At 36.9% G+C, this 19147-nt stretch carries 18 protein-coding genes and 1 pseudogene; 16 read left to right on the forward strand and 3 right to left on the reverse strand.

Annotation, left to right across the window (positions count from 1 at the left end):
• Positions 1–51: 51 nt before the first annotated feature.
• The 14 genes and pseudogenes from BT999_RS11255 to BT999_RS12675 all read left to right on the forward strand — a co-directional run.
• A complete protein-coding gene (locus BT999_RS11255) occupies positions 52–612 on the forward strand; it encodes a flavodoxin (RefSeq protein WP_072697895.1) in 561 nt (186 codons plus the stop codon).
• A gap of 65 nt (positions 613–677) precedes the next feature.
• On the forward strand, positions 678–2270 hold the full coding sequence (locus tag BT999_RS11265; protein ID WP_084650695.1) for a (R)-mandelonitrile lyase: 1593 nt from the start codon (positions 678–680) through the stop codon (positions 2268–2270).
• A 43-nt stretch (positions 2271–2313) separates the two neighbouring features.
• The gene (locus BT999_RS11270) at positions 2314–3336 is read left to right on the forward strand and encodes an alpha/beta hydrolase (protein WP_072697896.1); all 1023 of its coding nucleotides are present in this window, start codon (positions 2314–2316) and stop codon (positions 3334–3336) included.
• A gap of 93 nt (positions 3337–3429) precedes the next feature.
• On the forward strand, positions 3430–4512 hold the full coding sequence (locus tag BT999_RS11275) for an alpha/beta hydrolase (RefSeq protein ID WP_072697897.1): 1083 nt from the start codon (positions 3430–3432) through the stop codon (positions 4510–4512).
• A 361-nt stretch (positions 4513–4873) separates the two neighbouring features.
• Positions 4874–6163, forward strand: coding sequence for a tyrosine-type recombinase/integrase (locus tag BT999_RS11280; protein WP_072697898.1), 1290 nt, complete (start codon positions 4874–4876; stop codon positions 6161–6163).
• A gap of 36 nt (positions 6164–6199) precedes the next feature.
• Complete coding sequence (locus tag BT999_RS11285) at positions 6200–6484, forward strand: type II toxin-antitoxin system RelE family toxin (protein ID WP_072697899.1); 285 nt, start codon at positions 6200–6202, stop codon at positions 6482–6484.
• Entirely contained in the window at positions 6481–6744 is a 264-nt protein-coding gene (locus BT999_RS11290) for a type II toxin-antitoxin system Phd/YefM family antitoxin (protein WP_072697900.1), read from the forward strand. Before BT999_RS11285 ends, BT999_RS11290 begins: the two co-directional genes overlap by 4 nt.
• A 38-nt stretch (positions 6745–6782) precedes the next feature.
• Entirely contained in the window at positions 6783–7031 is a 249-nt protein-coding gene (locus tag BT999_RS11295) for a helix-turn-helix domain-containing protein (RefSeq protein WP_245791014.1), read from the forward strand.
• A 344-nt stretch (positions 7032–7375) separates the two neighbouring features.
• Positions 7376–7657 (forward strand): hypothetical protein, encoded by a 282-nt coding sequence (locus BT999_RS11300; RefSeq protein ID WP_143145565.1) that lies wholly within the window; start codon positions 7376–7378, stop codon positions 7655–7657.
• 369 nt (positions 7658–8026) lie between these two features.
• Positions 8027–8194 (forward strand): FibroRumin family radical SAM-modified Cys-rich RiPP, encoded by a 168-nt coding sequence (locus tag BT999_RS12775; RefSeq protein ID WP_072697902.1) that lies wholly within the window; start codon positions 8027–8029, stop codon positions 8192–8194.
• The gene (locus BT999_RS12780) at positions 8179–8355 is read left to right on the forward strand and encodes a FibroRumin family radical SAM-modified Cys-rich RiPP (protein ID WP_425429664.1); all 177 of its coding nucleotides are present in this window, start codon (positions 8179–8181) and stop codon (positions 8353–8355) included. Before BT999_RS12775 ends, BT999_RS12780 begins: the two co-directional genes overlap by 16 nt.
• Positions 8276–9751: a FibroRumin system radical SAM peptide maturase gene (locus tag BT999_RS11315; protein ID WP_245791015.1), complete on the forward strand. Its 1476-nt coding sequence runs from the start codon at positions 8276–8278 to the stop codon at positions 9749–9751. The genes BT999_RS12780 and BT999_RS11315 overlap by 80 nt, the downstream gene beginning before the upstream one ends.
• 5 nt (positions 9752–9756) lie before the next feature.
• Positions 9757–11892, forward strand: coding sequence for an ATP-binding cassette domain-containing protein (locus tag BT999_RS11320; RefSeq protein WP_072697910.1), 2136 nt, complete (start codon positions 9757–9759; stop codon positions 11890–11892).
• A 284-nt stretch (positions 11893–12176) separates the two neighbouring features.
• Positions 12177–12325: pseudogene (locus BT999_RS12675) on the forward strand (integrase core domain-containing protein); the annotation flags it as partial.
• A 107-nt stretch (positions 12326–12432) separates the two neighbouring features.
• Here the strand turns inward: BT999_RS12675 and BT999_RS11330 are convergent.
• Genes BT999_RS11330 through BT999_RS11340 form a run of 3 tightly spaced genes read right to left on the reverse strand, consistent with a single transcriptional unit; the run spans position 12433 to position 15631 of the window.
• Entirely contained in the window at positions 12433–13359 is a 927-nt protein-coding gene (locus BT999_RS11330; RefSeq protein WP_072697903.1) for a hypothetical protein, read from the reverse strand.
• A 7-nt stretch (positions 13360–13366) separates the two neighbouring features.
• Positions 13367–14458: an AAA family ATPase gene (locus tag BT999_RS11335; RefSeq protein WP_072697904.1), complete on the reverse strand. Its 1092-nt coding sequence runs from the start codon at positions 14456–14458 to the stop codon at positions 13367–13369.
• Between the two features lie 3 nt (positions 14459–14461).
• Positions 14462–15631 carry a DUF262 domain-containing protein gene (locus BT999_RS11340; RefSeq protein WP_084650697.1) on the reverse strand — a complete coding sequence of 390 codons (1170 nt, stop codon included), beginning with the start codon at positions 15629–15631 and terminating at the stop codon, positions 14462–14464.
• Between the two features lie 1104 nt (positions 15632–16735).
• Here BT999_RS11340 and BT999_RS11345 point away from each other — a divergent pair.
• Together BT999_RS11345 and BT999_RS11350 are read left to right on the forward strand one after the other, a co-directional pair.
• Positions 16736–17047, forward strand: coding sequence for a plasmid mobilization protein (locus BT999_RS11345; protein WP_072697905.1), 312 nt, complete (start codon positions 16736–16738; stop codon positions 17045–17047).
• Between the two features lie 4 nt (positions 17048–17051).
• On the forward strand, positions 17052–18665 hold the full coding sequence (locus BT999_RS11350; RefSeq protein WP_072697906.1) for a relaxase/mobilization nuclease domain-containing protein: 1614 nt from the start codon (positions 17052–17054) through the stop codon (positions 18663–18665).
• Positions 18666–19147 lie beyond the last annotated feature (482 nt).

The following is a 19147-nucleotide window of genomic DNA, read 5'->3' on the forward strand; positions in this document are numbered from 1 at the left end:
AACAAAGAGATGCTTTGCAATCAATTTACTAAATAATTTAAGGAAGTTCCTATGAAAATGATACCATTCATGTTGGTTGTTTTGTCTTTTGTTTTGACATCTCCAGTGCATGCAAATGAAAATAAAAAAACACTGATTGTCTATTTTTCTCATACACAAACAACCGAAAAAGTGGCATTGGAGATTCACAAAAAAGTTGGAGGTGATATTTTTAGAATTGAAACGGTACAGCAATACCCAACAGAACATAAGGCGACCGTTACACTAGCTGAAAAAGAACGTGATGCAAATGCTCGACCAGCTCTCAAAACACAAGTTGAGAATATTGATTCTTATGATGTTATCTTCATTGGTTACCCGATCTGGTGGTATACACTGCCAATGCCGCTATATACTTTTTTAGAGTCCTACGATTTATCTGGAAAAACAATTATTCCTTTCTGCACTCATGGAGGAAGCTCTATGTCTGGAACAGAAGACGTGATTAAAAAGCTTCAACCTAATGCGAAAGTTTTGGACGGTCTTGCTGTATCCAGAAACATTATTAGGAGCAATCCTGATACAGGGGCAGAAAAACCTGTGGCAGAGTGGCTTAGTAAGCTTGGTTATTAGCAAATTTTGTAGCTTATGACATGGAAACTATACACATAATTTTAGAGTTAAATTGAGGAGAATACATGTACTACATATGTATAAAAAGTATATCTTTTGCCTTATTGGTTATTTGGGCTGTTTTTTCAGCCAATGTTGTTGTGGCGGAATCTGATGGGACAATTACAATCACCAGAAGAGGTACACAACCCTCAGAACAAATGTCTGGTTCAAATTATACAGGTACAGTTTTAGTGGAACAAAGCTTTCAATCAACTAAACCTGCAAAATTGGTTGGCGAGTTACTTAATTTTGAGCCTGGGGCACGTTCAAACTGGCACACAAGCCCCATGGGACAATCAATATTGGTTACATCTGGAAAGATGATTGTACAGGAAGAAAACGGCTCTTTGGAAGAGGCTTTTGCTGGTGATGTTGTAACTTTTCAACCAAAGGTCAAGCATTGGTTTGGTGCTGCTCTTGATACTGGTATGTCTGCATGGGTTATAGCTGAAACTGTAAACGGTACTAATGTAAACTGGCAAGAACAAGTAAATGACAGCCAATATAAAAACAATAAGACTGGCAAGCAGTCTAGACAAATGACGATTACTCGTGTTGGTTCTCAGCCTTCTGGCAAAGCCAACCCTAAAAACTTTTCAGGTTCTGCCAGAGTTGATGGGCTTTTTACTGCTCAAAATGGTTCTAACGCCTATGGAGCAATAGTTACTTTTGAACCTTGTTCTCGTACCGACTGGCACAGCCACCCTATGGGACAAACTTTAATTATTACTGCGGGGCGTGGTTATGTACAGTGCAAGGGCGGAGCTTTGTATGAAGTTAGTCAAGGAGATATAGTTTGGACTCCAGCTGATATTGTCCATTGGCACGGTGCAACAGCTGATAATGCGATGGCACATATAGCACTTTCGGAGCGGATTGAAGGTAAACCAGTATCTTGGGGAGCAAAAGTTACAGACGAGGAGTATGGTTCTGTGAATTCAAATGAAATGCCTCTTAAAATGCAAAAAATAGCCCTTATTTCTGCTTTCACTGCCAGTGGCGATATTGATAGACTCAAGCAAGTGCTGGTTGAAGGATTAGAAGCAGGGCTTACCGTAAATCAAATTAAAGAAGTGTTAATCCATGCTTACGCCTATGCTGGTTTTCCACGTTCTCTGAATGCCATAAATGCTTTTATCACCGTGATAGATGAACGAGAAAAGCAAGGCATCAAAGATGTTCAGGGGGCTGAAGCAAGCAAGGTTGTAACAGATAAGAGTAAATATGAATATGGGCATGATGTGTTGGCTAAGTTGCGTAATCCTGCTTTTGTGCCTGGTCCTGTCGGCTCGTTAAAACGTCCTGATGCTGTTCCAAGATACGAAACTTTTACTCCAGCGATTGAAGTTTTTCTTAAAGAACATTTGTTTGCGGATGTTTTTATGCGTGATGTACTTGATTTTCAGAGTCGTGAAATTGCTACAGTTGGAGTCATCAGCAATTTACCAGGTGCAAACGCTCAATTAAAATCTCATATTGGTCTTGCTATGACACAAGGTTTTTCAGAACAGCAGATGAGACACCTTTTTAGAGTTATGGGAACATACCTTGGCAAAGAGCGTGGTGATAATGCTTTGGAGGTGCTTGCCCAAACAATGGAAAACATAAAAAAATAGTTTTGACGTGTTTTAACTTTTTACAACTTCTAGGAGATAGAAAATGAAATTTGAAATAGGATTATTACTTATGGGGTTATTTGTTTTAACCTTTAGTCTGGGAGCTTCCAACGCTATGGCTGTTGCTCCTCCTGCTCCAAGTGATAAGGTAACGGTAGAAAGAGTAACCTTTAAAAACCGTATTGGCATTGATGTGGCTGGAGACCTATACATGCCGAAGGCTATTGATAAATCTAAAAAACACCCAGCCATTGTAGTAGGACATCCGTTCACAGGTAGCAAAGAACAAAGTTCGGGATTATACGCACAAAAACTTGCGGAGTTAGGATACATCACTCTCGCATTTGATGCTTCTTTTTGGGGAGACAGCGGTGGTACTCCTCGTAATATTGAAGTTCCAGAAATACGAGTAGAAGACTTTAGTGCGGCTGTTGACTTTCTTAGCAATCATGCGTTGGTTGATCCGAATAGAATCGGTGGTCTTGGGATTTGTGGTGGTGGTGGCTATATTGTCAGTGCGGCTGCCATTGATCATAGATTAAAGGCTATTGCTACTGTCAGTATGTATGATTTAGGTCGTGCTCGCCGTCAGAGTCTTGGTGATACCGTTACTTTTGAGCAACGCATGAAGACTCTTGATGAAATAGGAAAACAGCGAACCAAAGAATTTGCAGGCGGAGAACGTCGCAATATTTTTGGCGTTCCCGAAAAACGTTCGCCAAACGATACTGAAAATACTAGCCAGTTTATAGATTATTACCGTACGGCTGAAAGAGGTATGCACCCAAACGTAACAACGGCTTATTCTTTTACCAGTATGGCTCCCATGATGAATTTTTTCCCTTTTGCACAGATTGAAACTATTTCTCCTCGTCCGCTCTTGTTTATAGTAGGTGAAAAAGCCGTATCAGCTTATTTTAGTGAAGATGCCTATAATAAAGCTAAAGAACCAAAAGAACTTTTCGTGGTGCCAGGAGCTTCTCATGTTGATCTCTATGATGTCCCCAAATATTTGGCTATATCGATTCCTAAGCTGAATAAATTTTTTAGCGACAACCTTAAATAAATAAGTACAATGGGCAGTATATTTTTTAGTTTGACTGCCCATTGTATTGATAATGTGTGAAACCTTTTTTGAAATAACTATTGGAGTTTTTATATGAATTACAAAAGATTTTATCTTTATGTATTGGGTTTGAGTGTGCTTTTTATCCCTTCTGGGTTAATGGCTGTGCAAGCTGTAAAACAAAAACCTTTAACTATTCAGGAACAGGGCAGTTTTGCTGTTGGTGGAACTGTTATCAAGAATGATGGTACTTTTGACCCTCGTAAACCAGCTAACCCTGCTGGACAATCGTTTCACGGTGATCATGCTTATGTTTTTTATCAAAAACCAGTCAATGCAAGAAAATTACCGATTATGTTTCTACACGGTGCTGGGCAGTTTTCTAAAACTTACGAAACAACTCCTGATGGGCGTGAAGGCTTTCAGAATATTTTTCTTCGCCGTGGGTTCAGCGTTTATATGGTTGACCAGCCGAGACGTGGAAATGCTGGACGTAGTACTATTGCAGCTAACTTGACTCCCACACCTGATGAACAAATGTGGTTTTCACAATTTCGTGTGGGCGTATGGCCTGATTATTTTCCTGGTGTTCAATTTTCTAAAGACAAGGAAACCCTTAATCAGTATTTTCGCCAAATGACCCCAAATACTGGTCCTTTTGATGTGGGTGTTATTTCAGATGCCTTGGCAGCACTCTTTGACAAAGCAGGTCCTGGAATTCTTGTTACCCATTCTCAAGGTGGTGGTCCTGGCTGGTATACAGGCATGAAAAGCGATAAAGTTCGTGCAATTGTGGCTTATGAACCTGGTAGTAACTTTACTTTCCCAGAAGGCGAAGTGCCTGCTCCTATTCCGAATACTTTTGCTAAATTAAGTGGCGTTGCTGTTCCTTTGGCGGAGTTTAAAAAGCTGACTCAAATTCCTATTATTATCTATTATGGCGACAATATTCCAGATAAGCCCAGCGATATTCCAGCTCAGGATTACTGGCGGGCATGTTTAGAAATGGCAAATAACTGGGCAAATCTTGTCAATAAATATGGCGGAGATGTAACAGTTGTGCATCTTCCTAATGCTGGATTTAAGGGTAATACTCACTTTCCGTTTTCAGACCTGAATAACGTAGAAATTGCCGATCATTTGTCTGTTTGGCTCAAGAAAAAGAAGTTGGATTAGCCAGTCACCCAGCACAGATCAGATCAGTTACTTAATAAACAAAAATGTCTTTATCGGTTTTATCTCAAACTTTGGGTAGGAATAGGGTAGGAAAACAAAAAAACGGTTTACAGAAATTTTCTGTAAACCGTTGATTTTCTTGGTTGCGGGAGCAGGATTTGAACCTACGACCTTCGGGTTATGAGCCCGACGATAAATAATTTTTTAGTCTTAGCAGGATTGACTTTTTCTAAGTATTATGAGAAAAAAATAGTTATGTCAATGTCATAGTGGTTCAATTTGTTTCAGATGTTTTCAAGTGTTTTTAGGTTTTTCTGCAAAAAAGGCTACCAAAAGGCTACCAAAAAAGAGGGGGTAAATCATGTCTGCACTTAATTGGAAAACAGTACCTGGAGAACGAGGTGTATATGTTCGAGATTATGGTGATGTGCAGATATATAGATTGCAAGGCAGTCATATGGGGCAAAGAATTATCGACAACCTAGGACCTATGACTTTAGATAAAGTGAAGATGATCCGTGAAACCCTGAACTACAACAGAAAAAACAATATTCCACCATTTACTTACAAGGATATGATAGGGGAGAAGGTTGCGACAGTTAAAGCGGAGAAAATTGTTCAGGAGAAACAACGCAAGGTTATTTTAAAGGAAGAGGAAAAACGTCTAAACAACACTGTTTCCTTATTCTGGGAGAATGTTTATTGGCAACACCGTCTTGAGCTACGTAGGAGTTTAAAAGAAAATGCTTCAATAGATGGACGCTGGCGCAATTTTATCAAACCATATTTTGGTGAAATTCCCTTGCAAGACCTTGAAGATGAACATTTTAAAAATTTTATTAACAATATGCGTAAGCGTATAAATCCTAAAACAAACACAGTATATAGTGATACTACAATTCATAAATGTCTTACAGATTTAAGACTTTGCTGGAACTATGCAGTTGAAAAAAAAGTAGTTGAACATGTGTTTCCAGGTAAAGCTATAACAAAAGAGGCTAGGGAAGAAGTAGATAACGAAAAAAAATGCTACTTGGATTATGATGAAGCCAAAGAACTTGCTGACCTTGTATATGAAAGAAGATTAAACTCTAGGCTGGATCATGACACTTATTGTTATACTGTTTTAGGTCTCTGCCTAGGTCTTAGAGCTGGGGATATTCATAAGTTGAATCAACAGGCGGTTGAAAGGCATATCATTGATAGGACGAAGAATAAGCGTGCCAGGTTCGTTCATTTTGGCTTTAGTCCTGTTCGCAGTATGTTAGATGAAAGGCTTAATATGTATCCACCAGCAAACCCGTTAGAACCTTTATTTCTGACCAATTCCACGAATAGTAAGGGGAAAATGCGTACTGAGGTGCCTCACCTATATTTTGCCATCATTAAGGAACTGGGTTTTAATGAGAAGCCTAAACGCTTTGGTCACGCATTAGAAAAAATAGATTTTCATGCTTTACGCCATACGTTTGCAACATTTGCAGCTATGGCAGGGGTTGATCAATACACACTGATGAAGCTTATGGGGCATAAGAAGCCAGATATGACAAACAGATATATAGAAATAGCGGATGCCCACCAAGCTACAAATCTTGAGAGGGCATTACCGGAATTATTTCCCGTAACAAAGCAAGAAGCACTTGACGAATAGACAAAGTAGACATATTGTCTGTTTTAAGGGAAGCTTATGTTGAAACGCCGAGTTACAAAAGATGCCGACAAGGCTATTGACAAGATGCCTGATAAGCAATTTTGTCAGATATATGATGCTATGGAAGCGTTGCGAGTAAATCCTGAGCCAGAAGACTCGAAAGAGCTTATTAGCAATATTAGGCCAAAACGCCGACGTAAAGATATTGGAGAGTATCGAATCATTTATTGGTATGATGATGAATGTCTTTATATTGATGTTATTGGCAAACGGAACGACAAGGAAGTTTACAAACAGGCCAAAAGGAAGGGAATAATATGAACACCGTTAATGCCACTTATGCCAAGCAGAATTTTGGTGCGTGTGTTGCCGATGCAGCAAAGCAACCTGTTGTTATTGAAAAATCTGGTAGACCAACCGTTGTTATGATTTCTTATGAAGAGTTTCAACGATTTAATGAGCTGGAAGAATCCATGTGGCTACAACGTGCCCAAGATGCCGCAACTGGCGGGTATCTTTCTGTTGATGAATCAGATGCCGTCATGAAGAAGCGATTGGCTCGTGCCACAAAAAATGGATAAATTTACTTATTATGACTACTAAAAAACCCAGTCGTATAATGGAAGAGTTGTACGAAACATCAGAAGGCATATACAAATGCGGTGTTATTGACAAACGTAAATTTGAAGAACATAAAGCCTTATACGCAGCCAGCCAAACGCCCGAATACACAGGGGAAGAGGTTAAGGAATTGCGTTCTCGCTTAAACGTGAGCCAATCTGTATTTGCAATGCTGATTAATACCAGTGTTGCTGCTGTTCGTGCTTGGGAGTCTGGAACAAAGAAACCTACCTGGTGGCCCCTCTAATAAACTGTTACAACTATTGAATGCTAAGGGTCTTGGATTTTTTTTATAGAAGAGCTTGACATTTTTTGTAAAATAGCTTATATAATATATATTAGTGGATGCTGGAAGCGCCTTTGTGTTAACTTAGGTAATTCTACACCGGCCAAGTATATCTATGAATAATACCCACCCGGAGCCTACAGCCCCGAGAAGCTTACTTTGCCACGTAAATTTTTTATGCGTGGACACATAGGCCCTGATAATAAAGGGGAACCACCCGTGAACATGATGCCCTCGTAAAACCCATAGTAAAATTATTCCTTTCATAGGAGTATTTTGTTGTGGGGTTTTATGAGGGATTTTTTATGTCTAATACACTTACCCATCTCACAAATATATTTTCGCCAGCACATGCCATTACTCGTCAACAATTCCGTGACTACTTAGGTATCTCAGTATCTACGGATTGGCGAGCTCAACGAGCTGGTAAATATCCAAAAGTCATTAAAATTAATGACCATGAGCGGATTCTACTGATCGACCTTGCAATCTTTTTAGATGCAGGTGGTGTTTCTAATGCGTCCAAGCCTAAAAAACGTGGTAGGCCTATAGGTTCACAAAACAAGACTGTTATGTCCTATGCCTAGAACGGTGCAGCTTGACTGCAAAGAGCAGACTGATCACAAATATGGATTAGGCTATCTTCACAATGAACTTAATCGTTGCTAATACAATAAAACTTGATCGTTACATAAATTATGGGATACGTGGTTGATGATACCATTCATTTTTTTAGCAAATCAATACTAGGAATACATGTTGTATAAATACTTGTGAATTAATAGGTTAAGTAAACATCAAAAAATAGATAAAAAACAATCAAGAAGTATATTCTTTAAAAGCAATATGTTATCTGTTGTTGACTAATTAAGTAAAAAGAGTATATTTACTATAAATAATGAAGAGATTCTTAACTAAGGCTAATGTATTGAGACTTAATTCAAATGGAGGATAAAATGCTCGAATACAGCTCAACTGCATATTCGGATTTGTTCGGAAAGATAAATGACAATGCCTACCTCGCCTCTGTTAGTTGCATTGGGCAATGCACAGGGTGTAAGTGTAGTTGCCAGTGCTCTTGCTCAGGGGGAATTATTTCTGACATTGAATGGGAGGTCTTTTAATGATGATAGCAACAGAAAGCCAATTTCAGGAATTGTTCGGCTCTATTGGTAATGATGTATCCGTGATGGCAAGGTGTGCGTGTGTTACATGTAACTCATGCACTTGTGCTTGTAGTTGTCGGAGAAGCCCTGACAATGATGAGACAGGATGGGTTGAATAAATTGATTTCCGTATCACGGTTTACAAAGTGCTATGAACTGGATGATGCTGTTGCTTTGTATCATTCGCTACGAATGAAACCTGTTTATATTCACAAAGCTCAGTATGAAGAACTATTGAGCTTTTTGGATATGGTTAAACCAGTTTCTTTGGATGAATTCCCTTCCTCTTTAATGGGCATGGCGACGGAGCTTCGTAAGTATAAAATCCTGAGTTTAAAGAAAACTGAGGACGATGAAGTTTTACAATTTGTTCGCTCCAAAATTCCATCTCCGTCAGTAAATGTCTGCTATCTCATTTTAAGCGAACAATGTAATTTAGCTTGTAAGTATTGTTTTTTGGGAAACAATGATCCTGCAAGGCGGAAAAAGTTTTCTTCGGAAAAAATGACCAAAGAGACAGCCGAGCAGGCTTTGGTGTATTTCATTCGGCAAATTAAGCTGTCTGGAAATCAAAACCCAGAAAACAAGTCAACGATAATATTTTACGGTGGGGAACCACTTCTTAACTTTCCTGTACTTGAACACATTGCCCTGCGCATTCATGAACTAGGTAAAGTTGAGCCATGCATAAAAAATGCAGAGTTATCCGTAATAACCAATGGCCTCCTTTTGGACGAATACAAATTGAAACGCTTAAAGGAACTTGGAGTTTCTATTGCAATTTCAATTGATGGGTGTTCAGAAGAGGCAAACGAACAGCGTATAGACTTAGTTGGTAGACCGTCTTTTAGCAAAGTAGTAGCAGTGCTTGATACGGCAAAAAATCTTGATGTTAATATAGCCTTGTCAGTTACTCTGACGGAGAAAACAGTACAAGATAAAAATAAAATATTAGAATTAATTTCTGCGTATAACATAAAGGGATTTGGTTTTAACATCCTTATGTCTGATGAAACTTTTACCCTTAGTGATGAGTACAATAATAACGCGGCAGATTTTATTATTGATGTTTTTCGTGACTTGCGGGAAATAGGCATCTATGAAGACCGGATAATGAGGAAGTTAAAGTCTTTTTCAAATGCTCAAGTGTACTTTTCTGATTGTGCTGCAACCGCAGGTTCACAGATTGTTGTGACTCCAGATGGTAGCGTAGGAATATGTCATGGTTGCATCGCAGAAAGGCAATATTTTGTTTCCACAATTTACGATGAATCTTTCAACGCGAATATTGATCCGCTCTTTATCAAATGGTCGCAGCTGACACCTGTCAACAAAAGTGAGTGTTTGTCCTGTGAGGCCCTTGGAATATGTGGAGGAGGGTGTCCCGTTAACGCACTGCATTGTAAAGGTGGGAATACTATCCACTCTCTTGATGAACGCTTCTGTGTACATGCGAAGAAAACATTGGAATTTTTAATAAAAGATTTGTATCGAATAATCAGAAAAAGTGATTAAAAGTGATGAGATTAGAGCCAATTTACATACAAGGAATAGAAACCAATAATCTTAAAAATATTACTGTTCTTCTTAAAAAGAATGCCATTAACCTTGTTGTTGGTCCATCTGGGAGTGGGAAATCATCCTTAGCCTATGATACTGTTGCACAAATTGGTTTATATGAGTTCAATTCTATGTTTTCAGATACGCCTTTTGAGTCGAATTTTCGGGTTCGATCATACTCAAATATGATTACAACTGTTCCAATTAGACAAAGTAATGCAAACAATAATATACGCTCTACAATTGGAACATACTTCAATTTGAATTCTCACGTTGCGATGATATACTCTGTTTTGCTTAATTTACCCTATGATTTTTTTATATTGAATAAAGAAGGAAATGTATGTCAAACATGCCATGGCATTGGATATAAAAAAGAATTAGATTTAAACAGGCTAATTGACTACGACGTCTCTCTTGAAAAATGCCCAATTAAATGTTGGACCCGATATAAAGATTTTTATATTGGGATTATCAAGGAATTCTGTGCTGACATTGGAATAGATTGCAAAAAAAAATTCCAACAACTTAATCAAGAAGAAAAACGACTGTTTCTTTATGCCGAGAGTAATAAAAAATATTCGATAAGGTTCAAAAAAAACAATGCATACTCTCGCAGAACTACAAAATATTTTGGTGTAATGACTGGAAACCCAATGTTCCCCAAATTTACTCCAGGAAGTGCCTACTATACTGATACAGTGTGTCCTGAGTGCAACGGACAAAAATATTCATCTGAGCATAGTGAAATAAAGTTACAAGGGCTCTCAATTGGCGAATTAATGTGCATTCCATTTTCTGATATCCGTGTTTGGCTAGATTCCGTAAGAAATGCATCAAAAGACTTAAGTTTAAAATTCTCTATCCAAAGAATAGCAGACTTTGCTACTGCTGCAGACTCACTAAACTTAGGGTATTTAAGTCTCAATAGGACTATTCCATCATTATCTGGTGGTGAGTTTCAACGGATTAAGCTGGTTCAAGTATTTAATACGCAGCTCACGAATTTATTGATTGTTCTTGATGAACCTCTTGCGGGTTTATCTTTCGATGAAAAAAAAATTGTTCATCAAAAAATTAAAAAATTATCGGAAAAACATACAATGTTAATTATAGATCATCATAATATTTTTTATGGTGATGCGAGTAATATAATAGCATTAGGTGAAGGTAGCGGAAAATATGGTGGTTCAATCATAAATAGTGATAAATATATTCAGTCTCAATCTGTTTCTTTTGATTTTGAGCCACAGCCTATTAGAAACATTTTGCAAATTAAATTACAAAATCCGGTATACAAATATTCAGGGATTAGTATTGATATTGCTGACAGCTGTTTAAATTTGATTACAGGTCATTCAGGGGTGGGGAAGTCAACTCTTTTGCGTGAATATTTCCCCCAATATTTTGAGAAATATGCATATATAAATCAGAAGCCACTTGTTGGGAATTCAAACTCGAGTGTAGCAACTGCATTAGACATATTTAGTAATATATCTGAACTTTTTGCGAAAAAATTCAACAAAGATAAACTGTTCTTTTCAAACCACACTGGAAGTGAAGGAGCATGTCCGTTTTGTCTTGGAGCTGGCAAGGTATTCTATGGGAATGATTTCCAAGATACTACTCAAATAGAATGTAAAGAATGTGACGGCACAGGTTTTAATCAAAAATTAAAGTCGTTTAAAATAGACGGGATGAGTATTTTGAACGTTTGGAAGATGACTATAGATGAAGCGTTCTCTTCTTTAGTTTGTAACAATAAGGTGTTAACTTCATTATCGAATGCCATAAAAATTCTTCTTGGCCATTTAGTGATTGGACAACCGACATCAACGCTTTCTGGTGGGGAAAACATACGAATAAAAATATTAAAATCTCTTAAAACAACGTCTCATGTCTACGGAATTGATGAACCGTTTCGAGGTTTGAACAATGCTGAAATTTATAAACTTGTCATTTTTTTTGATAATCTTCTCAAAAAAGGCAAGACAATAATTGTTGCAGACCATGAAGAAGAAAGTTTTAAGTATTTTTCATCTCATATTGTGCTAAGCAACACAAATGGTGTTTTAACTGGCCGTAGCTTTTTCTAACATCCCAACTCAACCCGTAACTCGCTGACGTTTGTCATTTGCTCTATGGGTATTTGATGAAAATTGTTGGTAAAATTTTTAATTCTTTAATTTTATCTATTGAAAATAGATAGTTATTTTTTGTTTTAATCCCGTCCATGACACCATTAAAGAATATCACAAAGTCCAGCAAAGGCCAAAAAAACTTGTGAGACTTTGCTTCTCCTGGATTTATAGTCCTATCTCATCTCATTAGACCCATAGAAGGCTGGCTTTATTTGGCAGCAATTAAGTCATATCTGGTGGTTATGTCTATGAGTCATAATGGTAATCGTTATGACAATGCTCCAATAGAAAGTTTTTTAGACTCTTAAACAATGAATTAATTTACCATAAACAATATAAAACAAGGGTACAAGCTCGCAAAGATATTACAGAATATATTGAATATTTTACAATCGTTAGAGGAAACAAGTAAAATATGGGTGAAGCTTGGCTATTTATATCCAGTCGTTTATGCATCGTTGTTAAGACAGTAAAGCTTGATCGCTACAAGTAAATTTATATTATTTTATGCCCTATATGTACAATATGTATCTGTTTGTTAGTTTTAGGTTTTTCATTCATGTGAATTCTCCATGTTCTATGAGAAATCTTAGCATGATAATCACAGCAAATCTTTTCTCCGTTGATACAAAAATTTAATTTTTCTCCCAAACTATTTATTCTTTTTGTCGATTCTGGAGAAAACAAGGCTCTCTCTCCATGACAATATTTTCTGTCTAACTCATGATATTCATTAGTAGGGGCTTCTATCATAGCCTGTACCACTTTTAAGCGTTCCCAAATAGTGCAAGCAAGACTTATCTCAAAAGATTCTCTAAGTAAAGACTCTCTAGCATTTGGTACAATTGTGATCTTATCAAAATGTTTTGTTCTATCTAGCAAATCATTCCACGATGATAGTGGCGGGAGTTCATGCTTAAGACATGATTCCAAATCAACTAAATTGGAAATATTAATAATATGTTGCTCTTCTATAGAGTCATTTTTTGCATTACTATCATGAATTTTAACACAAAGTTTTTGATGGTCTTGAAAACACGTTTCTGATAAGCTATACGTGCTAACACTTTCATCACATAGTTGCCTAAAGGCACATTCTGCTAAGCCAGAACAAGATATATCATTGTCATTATATTTAAAGATATATCCGTTAGGAATTGCACTTTCATCTGGAAGTTTTAAAACACTTTTATCCATAAGTCGGAAAAAAAGAGTTTTTTTCTCTTTAGCCAAATATGATTGAATAGCTTCCTTAATTTTTATTTCGCCAATCCATGCAGAAAACAAACCATTTTTGTGTATATAAAGGGGATGGTTGTAAGAGTTGCATAGGTTTCCAAGATATATCAATTCATCAATTTTTTTTGTGAATTGATCTTTATTTATACGAAAAGATAGATCGTTAAAAGTAAATAAACGCATAGTGCCATTACCAATCAATCAATTGTTCAAGGTCTTTATCATACTGATCAAAAAACCCTTCTGGCCAAGTAGATATTTTTCCATCATGGTCTATTTGTGGGGAAATAACTTGTGGTTTGCCATCACCAGAAGGCTTAGAAAAAAAGTGGATTATAACATTATCTGCACTTATAGCACTAGTCTTGGATTTAACCGCTTTGCGAATTCCATTCAATAAATGGTCGCTGTGTGTTTCAACAATAATTTGAACTCCAACACTAGCCACTGAGGCCAAAAACTCTCCCATTTTTGACTGTGCTGATGGGTGTAAATGGGCTTCTGGATTTTCTAATAAAATTATGTCATCTTTTTTGGCAGTTAAGCAGGCTACATAAATGGGCAAAGTATAGCTTAACCCAAAACCAATATTTTGAGGTCGTACATACCCGACACTGTTGTCTGATGACATCTCTAATGTAGCATAGTTACTTCCTGTTATCTGCTGAATTTTTAAAAGGAAATCTGGAAATATTTTTTGCATATAAGCTTCAAGTTGACGAAAGGGTTGGGGGCTAACTTTTGGTAGGATAAGTTCGCTTATGATGCTATTTTTTTCCGAATAAATCCGACTGATTGCTCGCTCTCCTCGCACACCGACACTATTATATTGCGTTGAATCTTCAAGGCTGTGCATTTCTCTTGGCCCTAAACGATCAGCGGAAAGATAAGTTGTTTTCTTAAAGAGAGGAGTGATATCTTTATCTTTTCCCTTGTGTTTGTCTTGATTATAAACCTTTAAGTTAAAGGGAGTTAGGTCGTTAGCAACATATTCTCTAGACCACAGAGTATCTTTTGTGTGAGCAATTTCAATGTTTATTTTATTTCTACTATGTGTTCTGCTTAAAATATCTGAGACTCTGCCTAAATGAACCACGCAACCATTCAGTATTAAGCTCTCGAGTTTACCACTTTCACAGGCAGTTTGATGCAATAACGCCAAAATTTGCAAAAAAGATGTTTTCCCTGAGGAGTTGTAACCAGCAAGGACAGTTAGAGGTGCAAGATCAAAACGGTTATCAGCAAAGCATTTAAATCCTTTTATATAGATAGACTTTAGCACCAATTACTCCTCAAAAAAAATATTTGCAAGTTCAAATCTTGTATTAACTTGTTTTAAATCGTTTGTAAATTGAGATATAGAAGCCATAAAAATTTCATCCTCACAAAGTTTAAAAAATTTTTTTTGTGCATCTTGTGGGTTAGAGTCATATTTTTGGGCTAATTCATTAGACATAATTACAGAAAGTACATCAAACAATGCTATGTTTATAACAGACTTCTTTGTTTGCTCTTCTGTGTGTTTACGAAAAGAGTGTTTTTCCCAGATTTTATAACATCTTGACATAGATATTCTAAACTTGTTAGAGAGATCTAATAACGTTGCATCTTCTAATGCGTTCATCTTTTCTAATGCAGAAGCGAGAAAGGTGTCCATTTCACCTTTGTATTCTTGGTATGTGAACAAGCTAAATGCCATAAATCTATTAATTACTTCACGGTCTCTCATCTGTTTTGCACCAAGACCAGAGTCTGTAGCCAATAAAAATTCATTACTTTCAGCAAGCGTTTTTAGTAATTTTGTACCTTTACCGGAGTACATGCAGTTTCGCATTTGTTGTCTAGTAAGAGGAGTTCCACCATTTACTCTTTCAAAAATGTCCAATCTTGCCCGTTCTGGCACTTTCTCGTCAAGAAGGTATAGAATCAGTTGAGTATCTTCAATACGATTTTGTAATTTTGTACTGAAATCTTTAAATTTTTTGCCTTTAAATGGGCTGTTGCCTTTTGTAAGGTTGCTCAAAGAAAATTTATTACGTATAAAGTTATGAATTGTTGTTAAGCGTTGTAATCCATCAATAACGATTACTTTACCATCGTTACGTTCTGCTAGATAGAACACAGGCAAAGGAATGCGCATAAGTAATGATTCAATCAAGCGAGATTGTTTCTTAGAATTCCAAACAAAAGCCCTTTGAAAGTCTGGATCCATAATATAAGAATTTTGATCAATGCGTCTACAAACATCGTGAATAGTGCGTGTATCTGAACGAATAAGCAAGCTGTCTAATGGGTAGTCCGACATATCCAATTCTTGTTCATCATTTCCTTCAACGTCTTGATCGATATGAACATTGTCGTTAGCTTCACTATGGAGTCTTTCGTCTGTTTTTTTTAATTTTAAGCTTGTCAATTTTTTACCATCACATTTATTTAAACCTTGTGAGTCTAACATTGTAACCTGCGAACTTTTATATTTTATTTATTAAATTATCACATACCCTATGTGTAGTCAAGAGATAGATTGTTTTGTTTAACCTTGCATGAAGTGAGCTAGTATTGAAAAAACGTATCCCATAAGTCATAATATTAATCACAGGAGGATTTATGGAAAAGTTACCTAATTAATGATACCCATTACAATTTATGTAATCGACGAGTCTCAATACCCCCATGGTTTGTGAAAATTGTCTTTGACTTCCAGTTTTAGAAGCTGAAGACAGCAGGAATATAGAGCTATTACAAGGCATTGATGATTACGCTATTGATTTCCAACGGTCAGAGGGTGCACATGGTGATTTCTCTGACATACTCTCTATCCAAAACATTAAACAACGTGCAAATAAAGCTTATGAAAAAACAAAAGGAGATTATGCGTGATCGTAAAGACTCTATTAGACGTTCTGAAAAAATAATTGAAGAAAGAGAAAAATTAATTTTAGCAGAAAAACGTGAACGTCGTAATGCATAAAAAGCTTATAAAGTTAATTTGTTGACTTTATGTTAAATCTCCTTTGTGGACAAATTCCAAAAAAAAACTTGAATATAGCCACTTTGTGATATGATTTTAACAAGAAATCAGCCAGAGGAAAGGGAAAGATTATGTGTAAAGTGTATTATCACTACATAAAGAAATAATAAAAAAATGTGATATGTGAATACCTAAATATAACTCAATTTACACATATTTCACTATCATTAACGCTTTAATATATCAATATTTTTTCCATGTTGACTAAATTTTATGTTTTCCAGTGGTTAGAAATTAGCACAAAGTGTATAGGTTTTATCACAAACTGTATAGATTTTACCTAAAAGTGTATAGTTGCATATAAAAAAATATGTGTTACGTTAAGATAACTAGTTAGGCTGGAGCGACCTGGTATTACAATTCTGCGAATTTTTATACCAAGTCTACCTTTCTTCGCTAACGCTCATCACCCCTCAAAGAGGGGACGGTTCCAGCCAAGGGCGTTGCCCTGGACCCAAGAACGTAGATAAAACCAGTTTAATTAAATTCATCGTTTTGCTCTTCATTTATTATTTTCAAGAGGTGATTATGAAACTTGAAATTGTTGAAAAAATTTGTACTAGAAAATTTCCAATTACTATGACATTTCGTTGTACACTTGATGACAGAGATGTGATTAAAAAAAGAAGTGCCGAAACAGGCAATTCTATTTCTACATTTTTACGCAAACGAGCAGTGGGTGGTCGTACCTCTGCTCCCATCCAAGATAGCCGTGATTTAGCTGAACTCCGTCAACACATGGGCCTCTTGAAAACACTGGTTAAAGTAAATTCAGAGGTTCGCCCATTATTAAAAGCTGTTGAACATCTCATTGCAAAAATGACTGAAAAAGTAGGGTAGATCTATGTCTGAATATATCGGTGTCATAATTAAACAGATATCAACAGATGGTGCAAGAGACATCTCTGCCACTTCACGCTACATGCAAAAACTTATTACAGAAGGGCATAAAACGCCAGTTGATGATCTTGGCATATTGTCAGGTTCAATGAATTGTGTGTCACAAGATCGTCATGGTCAACTTCGTGAAATTGACAACTATTTAAAACTGCATGGAAATTTAAAATCGTCACAAGCTGCCTCTCATCAAATTATAAGTTATCCTCAAGGATTTATCCCTACACGTCTACAAATCGAGCGTGATGTTAAAATCCTGCTTCAAAAATATGGAATGCAGGATCACCCGGTAATCTGGGATGTACACAACGATACCAATAATATTCATATCCACCTGTTGATTAGCCGTGTTTCCCTAACACCAGATAAATCTGGAAAATATCTTATCGCCGACAATGGATTTATAAAAACCAAAACTACTAAAGAAAAAACAAAGTCAGGTAAAACTAGAATTCGAGGTCCAAGGACGGATTGGGCATCTTGCCGTCAGTCGGCAATTCATGTGATTGGTGAAGCCTATGGGTGGCCACCTCCTGAAAACTTGAGATGCACAAAAGAGGGAAAGCTAATCAAGCGTAGTACTCAAAAAGATAACCATTCCGATGGAACCCGTATCAAAGAGAGAAAGACCGGCAAGAAGTCAAAACAACGCCAACTTGCTGAGGTTTCAAAAGAAATTTTTGACAAAGCTGCCATTGAGCACAAGGATACAGGAGCAAGATTCTGGGCAATTGCAGACCGCATGTTTGCTGAAAAAGTAATTGAAATCACCATTAAATTTTTTGACGACGGAAAGCCTGGCGGAATCCTAACTGGTCCAGACAATCGCAAATGCTCTTTCTCAAAATGTGGAAAAAAATATTCAGCAAGGTCTTTGGTAGAGAAGTATGGTCTGCCTTCCAATAATGATGGGGCATGCCCTAATGAATATTCCTTACAACCTTTTGAATATAAAGACCTTTTAACCCCTGAAGAGATTAAAAAAAGGTTGTTGCCAATTTTCAAAAATGCCGAAAATTGGGATTCATTAATAGATACTTCTACTGAATTTGGAAAAATCAAACGTTCAGGCGGTGGTTTAGTTTTTGTTTTTAATAATAATTCAGACACTATTAAATTTTCTGAAATCAGTAATAAATACTCTCTAAGCAGGCTTGAAAAAGTTTTTGGCCAATGCCCACTTCCCAAAACGAAGTTTGAAGCCCAAGAGGAGTACCAAGCCAAGCTTATCGAAGAACTCATAGAACAACCAGAAACCCAACAAGTGCGGTACATACCCAAAATACCGCTTTTGTCCCAAATCAAACAACAACAATTTACAAAGGAGTACCATTATGTCGCAGGAATACTTGGAAAACCAGAACAGCCAAAGCAGCAACAGCCAGAACAGCAACCAATGTCAAGACGAATTGAGCCAAGACCAACAGCAAAGAAAAATCTATTGGTCAAGCATACAAGAACTTCAATCGAGAGTATCCCGATTAGCCAGGAAAGAACAGTCAGACACCCAGTCGAAAATCAAGAGACTGAACGAGAAACAATCATGGGACCCAGAGCTTGATAGGCTTGAGGCAAAGGATAATGATTGCCAATACACATACATTTGCAATATAGATAAAAACCCGTGTTTGACGTGTCAAAATTCTGTGTGGCGTACGAGGTATGAATGGGTGGTTATGGAGAATAGGGGGCGTTATGTTCACAAATGCTTCTGCCTCGTTGACCATCGTGAACTTTGTGATACAGAGCTTCCACAAACATGCATGGGTAATCCAACTTTTATACCAGATTTTGAATGATTTTTAAATTATAAATTACCAATATCTTGTTGACATATGGATTTAGTAGTCTTGAAATTACCGATTGCTGGTAAGGATGAGAGTGTCAATAACGCATCTCATCAAGTTCTATTATTGTATAAGTAGTCGATCAGTCCGGCTTCGTCACGGAAAATGTCAAAGAAAAACCCCTTTGGTGCAAGGGCGGCAATCGCACGTCGCTCCTTTTCATATGTTGTTTCATCAATGCGGCTGTGCTGCATTA

The sequence above is a fragment of the Desulfovibrio litoralis DSM 11393 genome (assembly GCF_900143255.1).
Taxonomy (GTDB): domain Bacteria; phylum Desulfobacterota; class Desulfovibrionia; order Desulfovibrionales; family Desulfovibrionaceae; genus Frigididesulfovibrio_A; species Frigididesulfovibrio_A litoralis.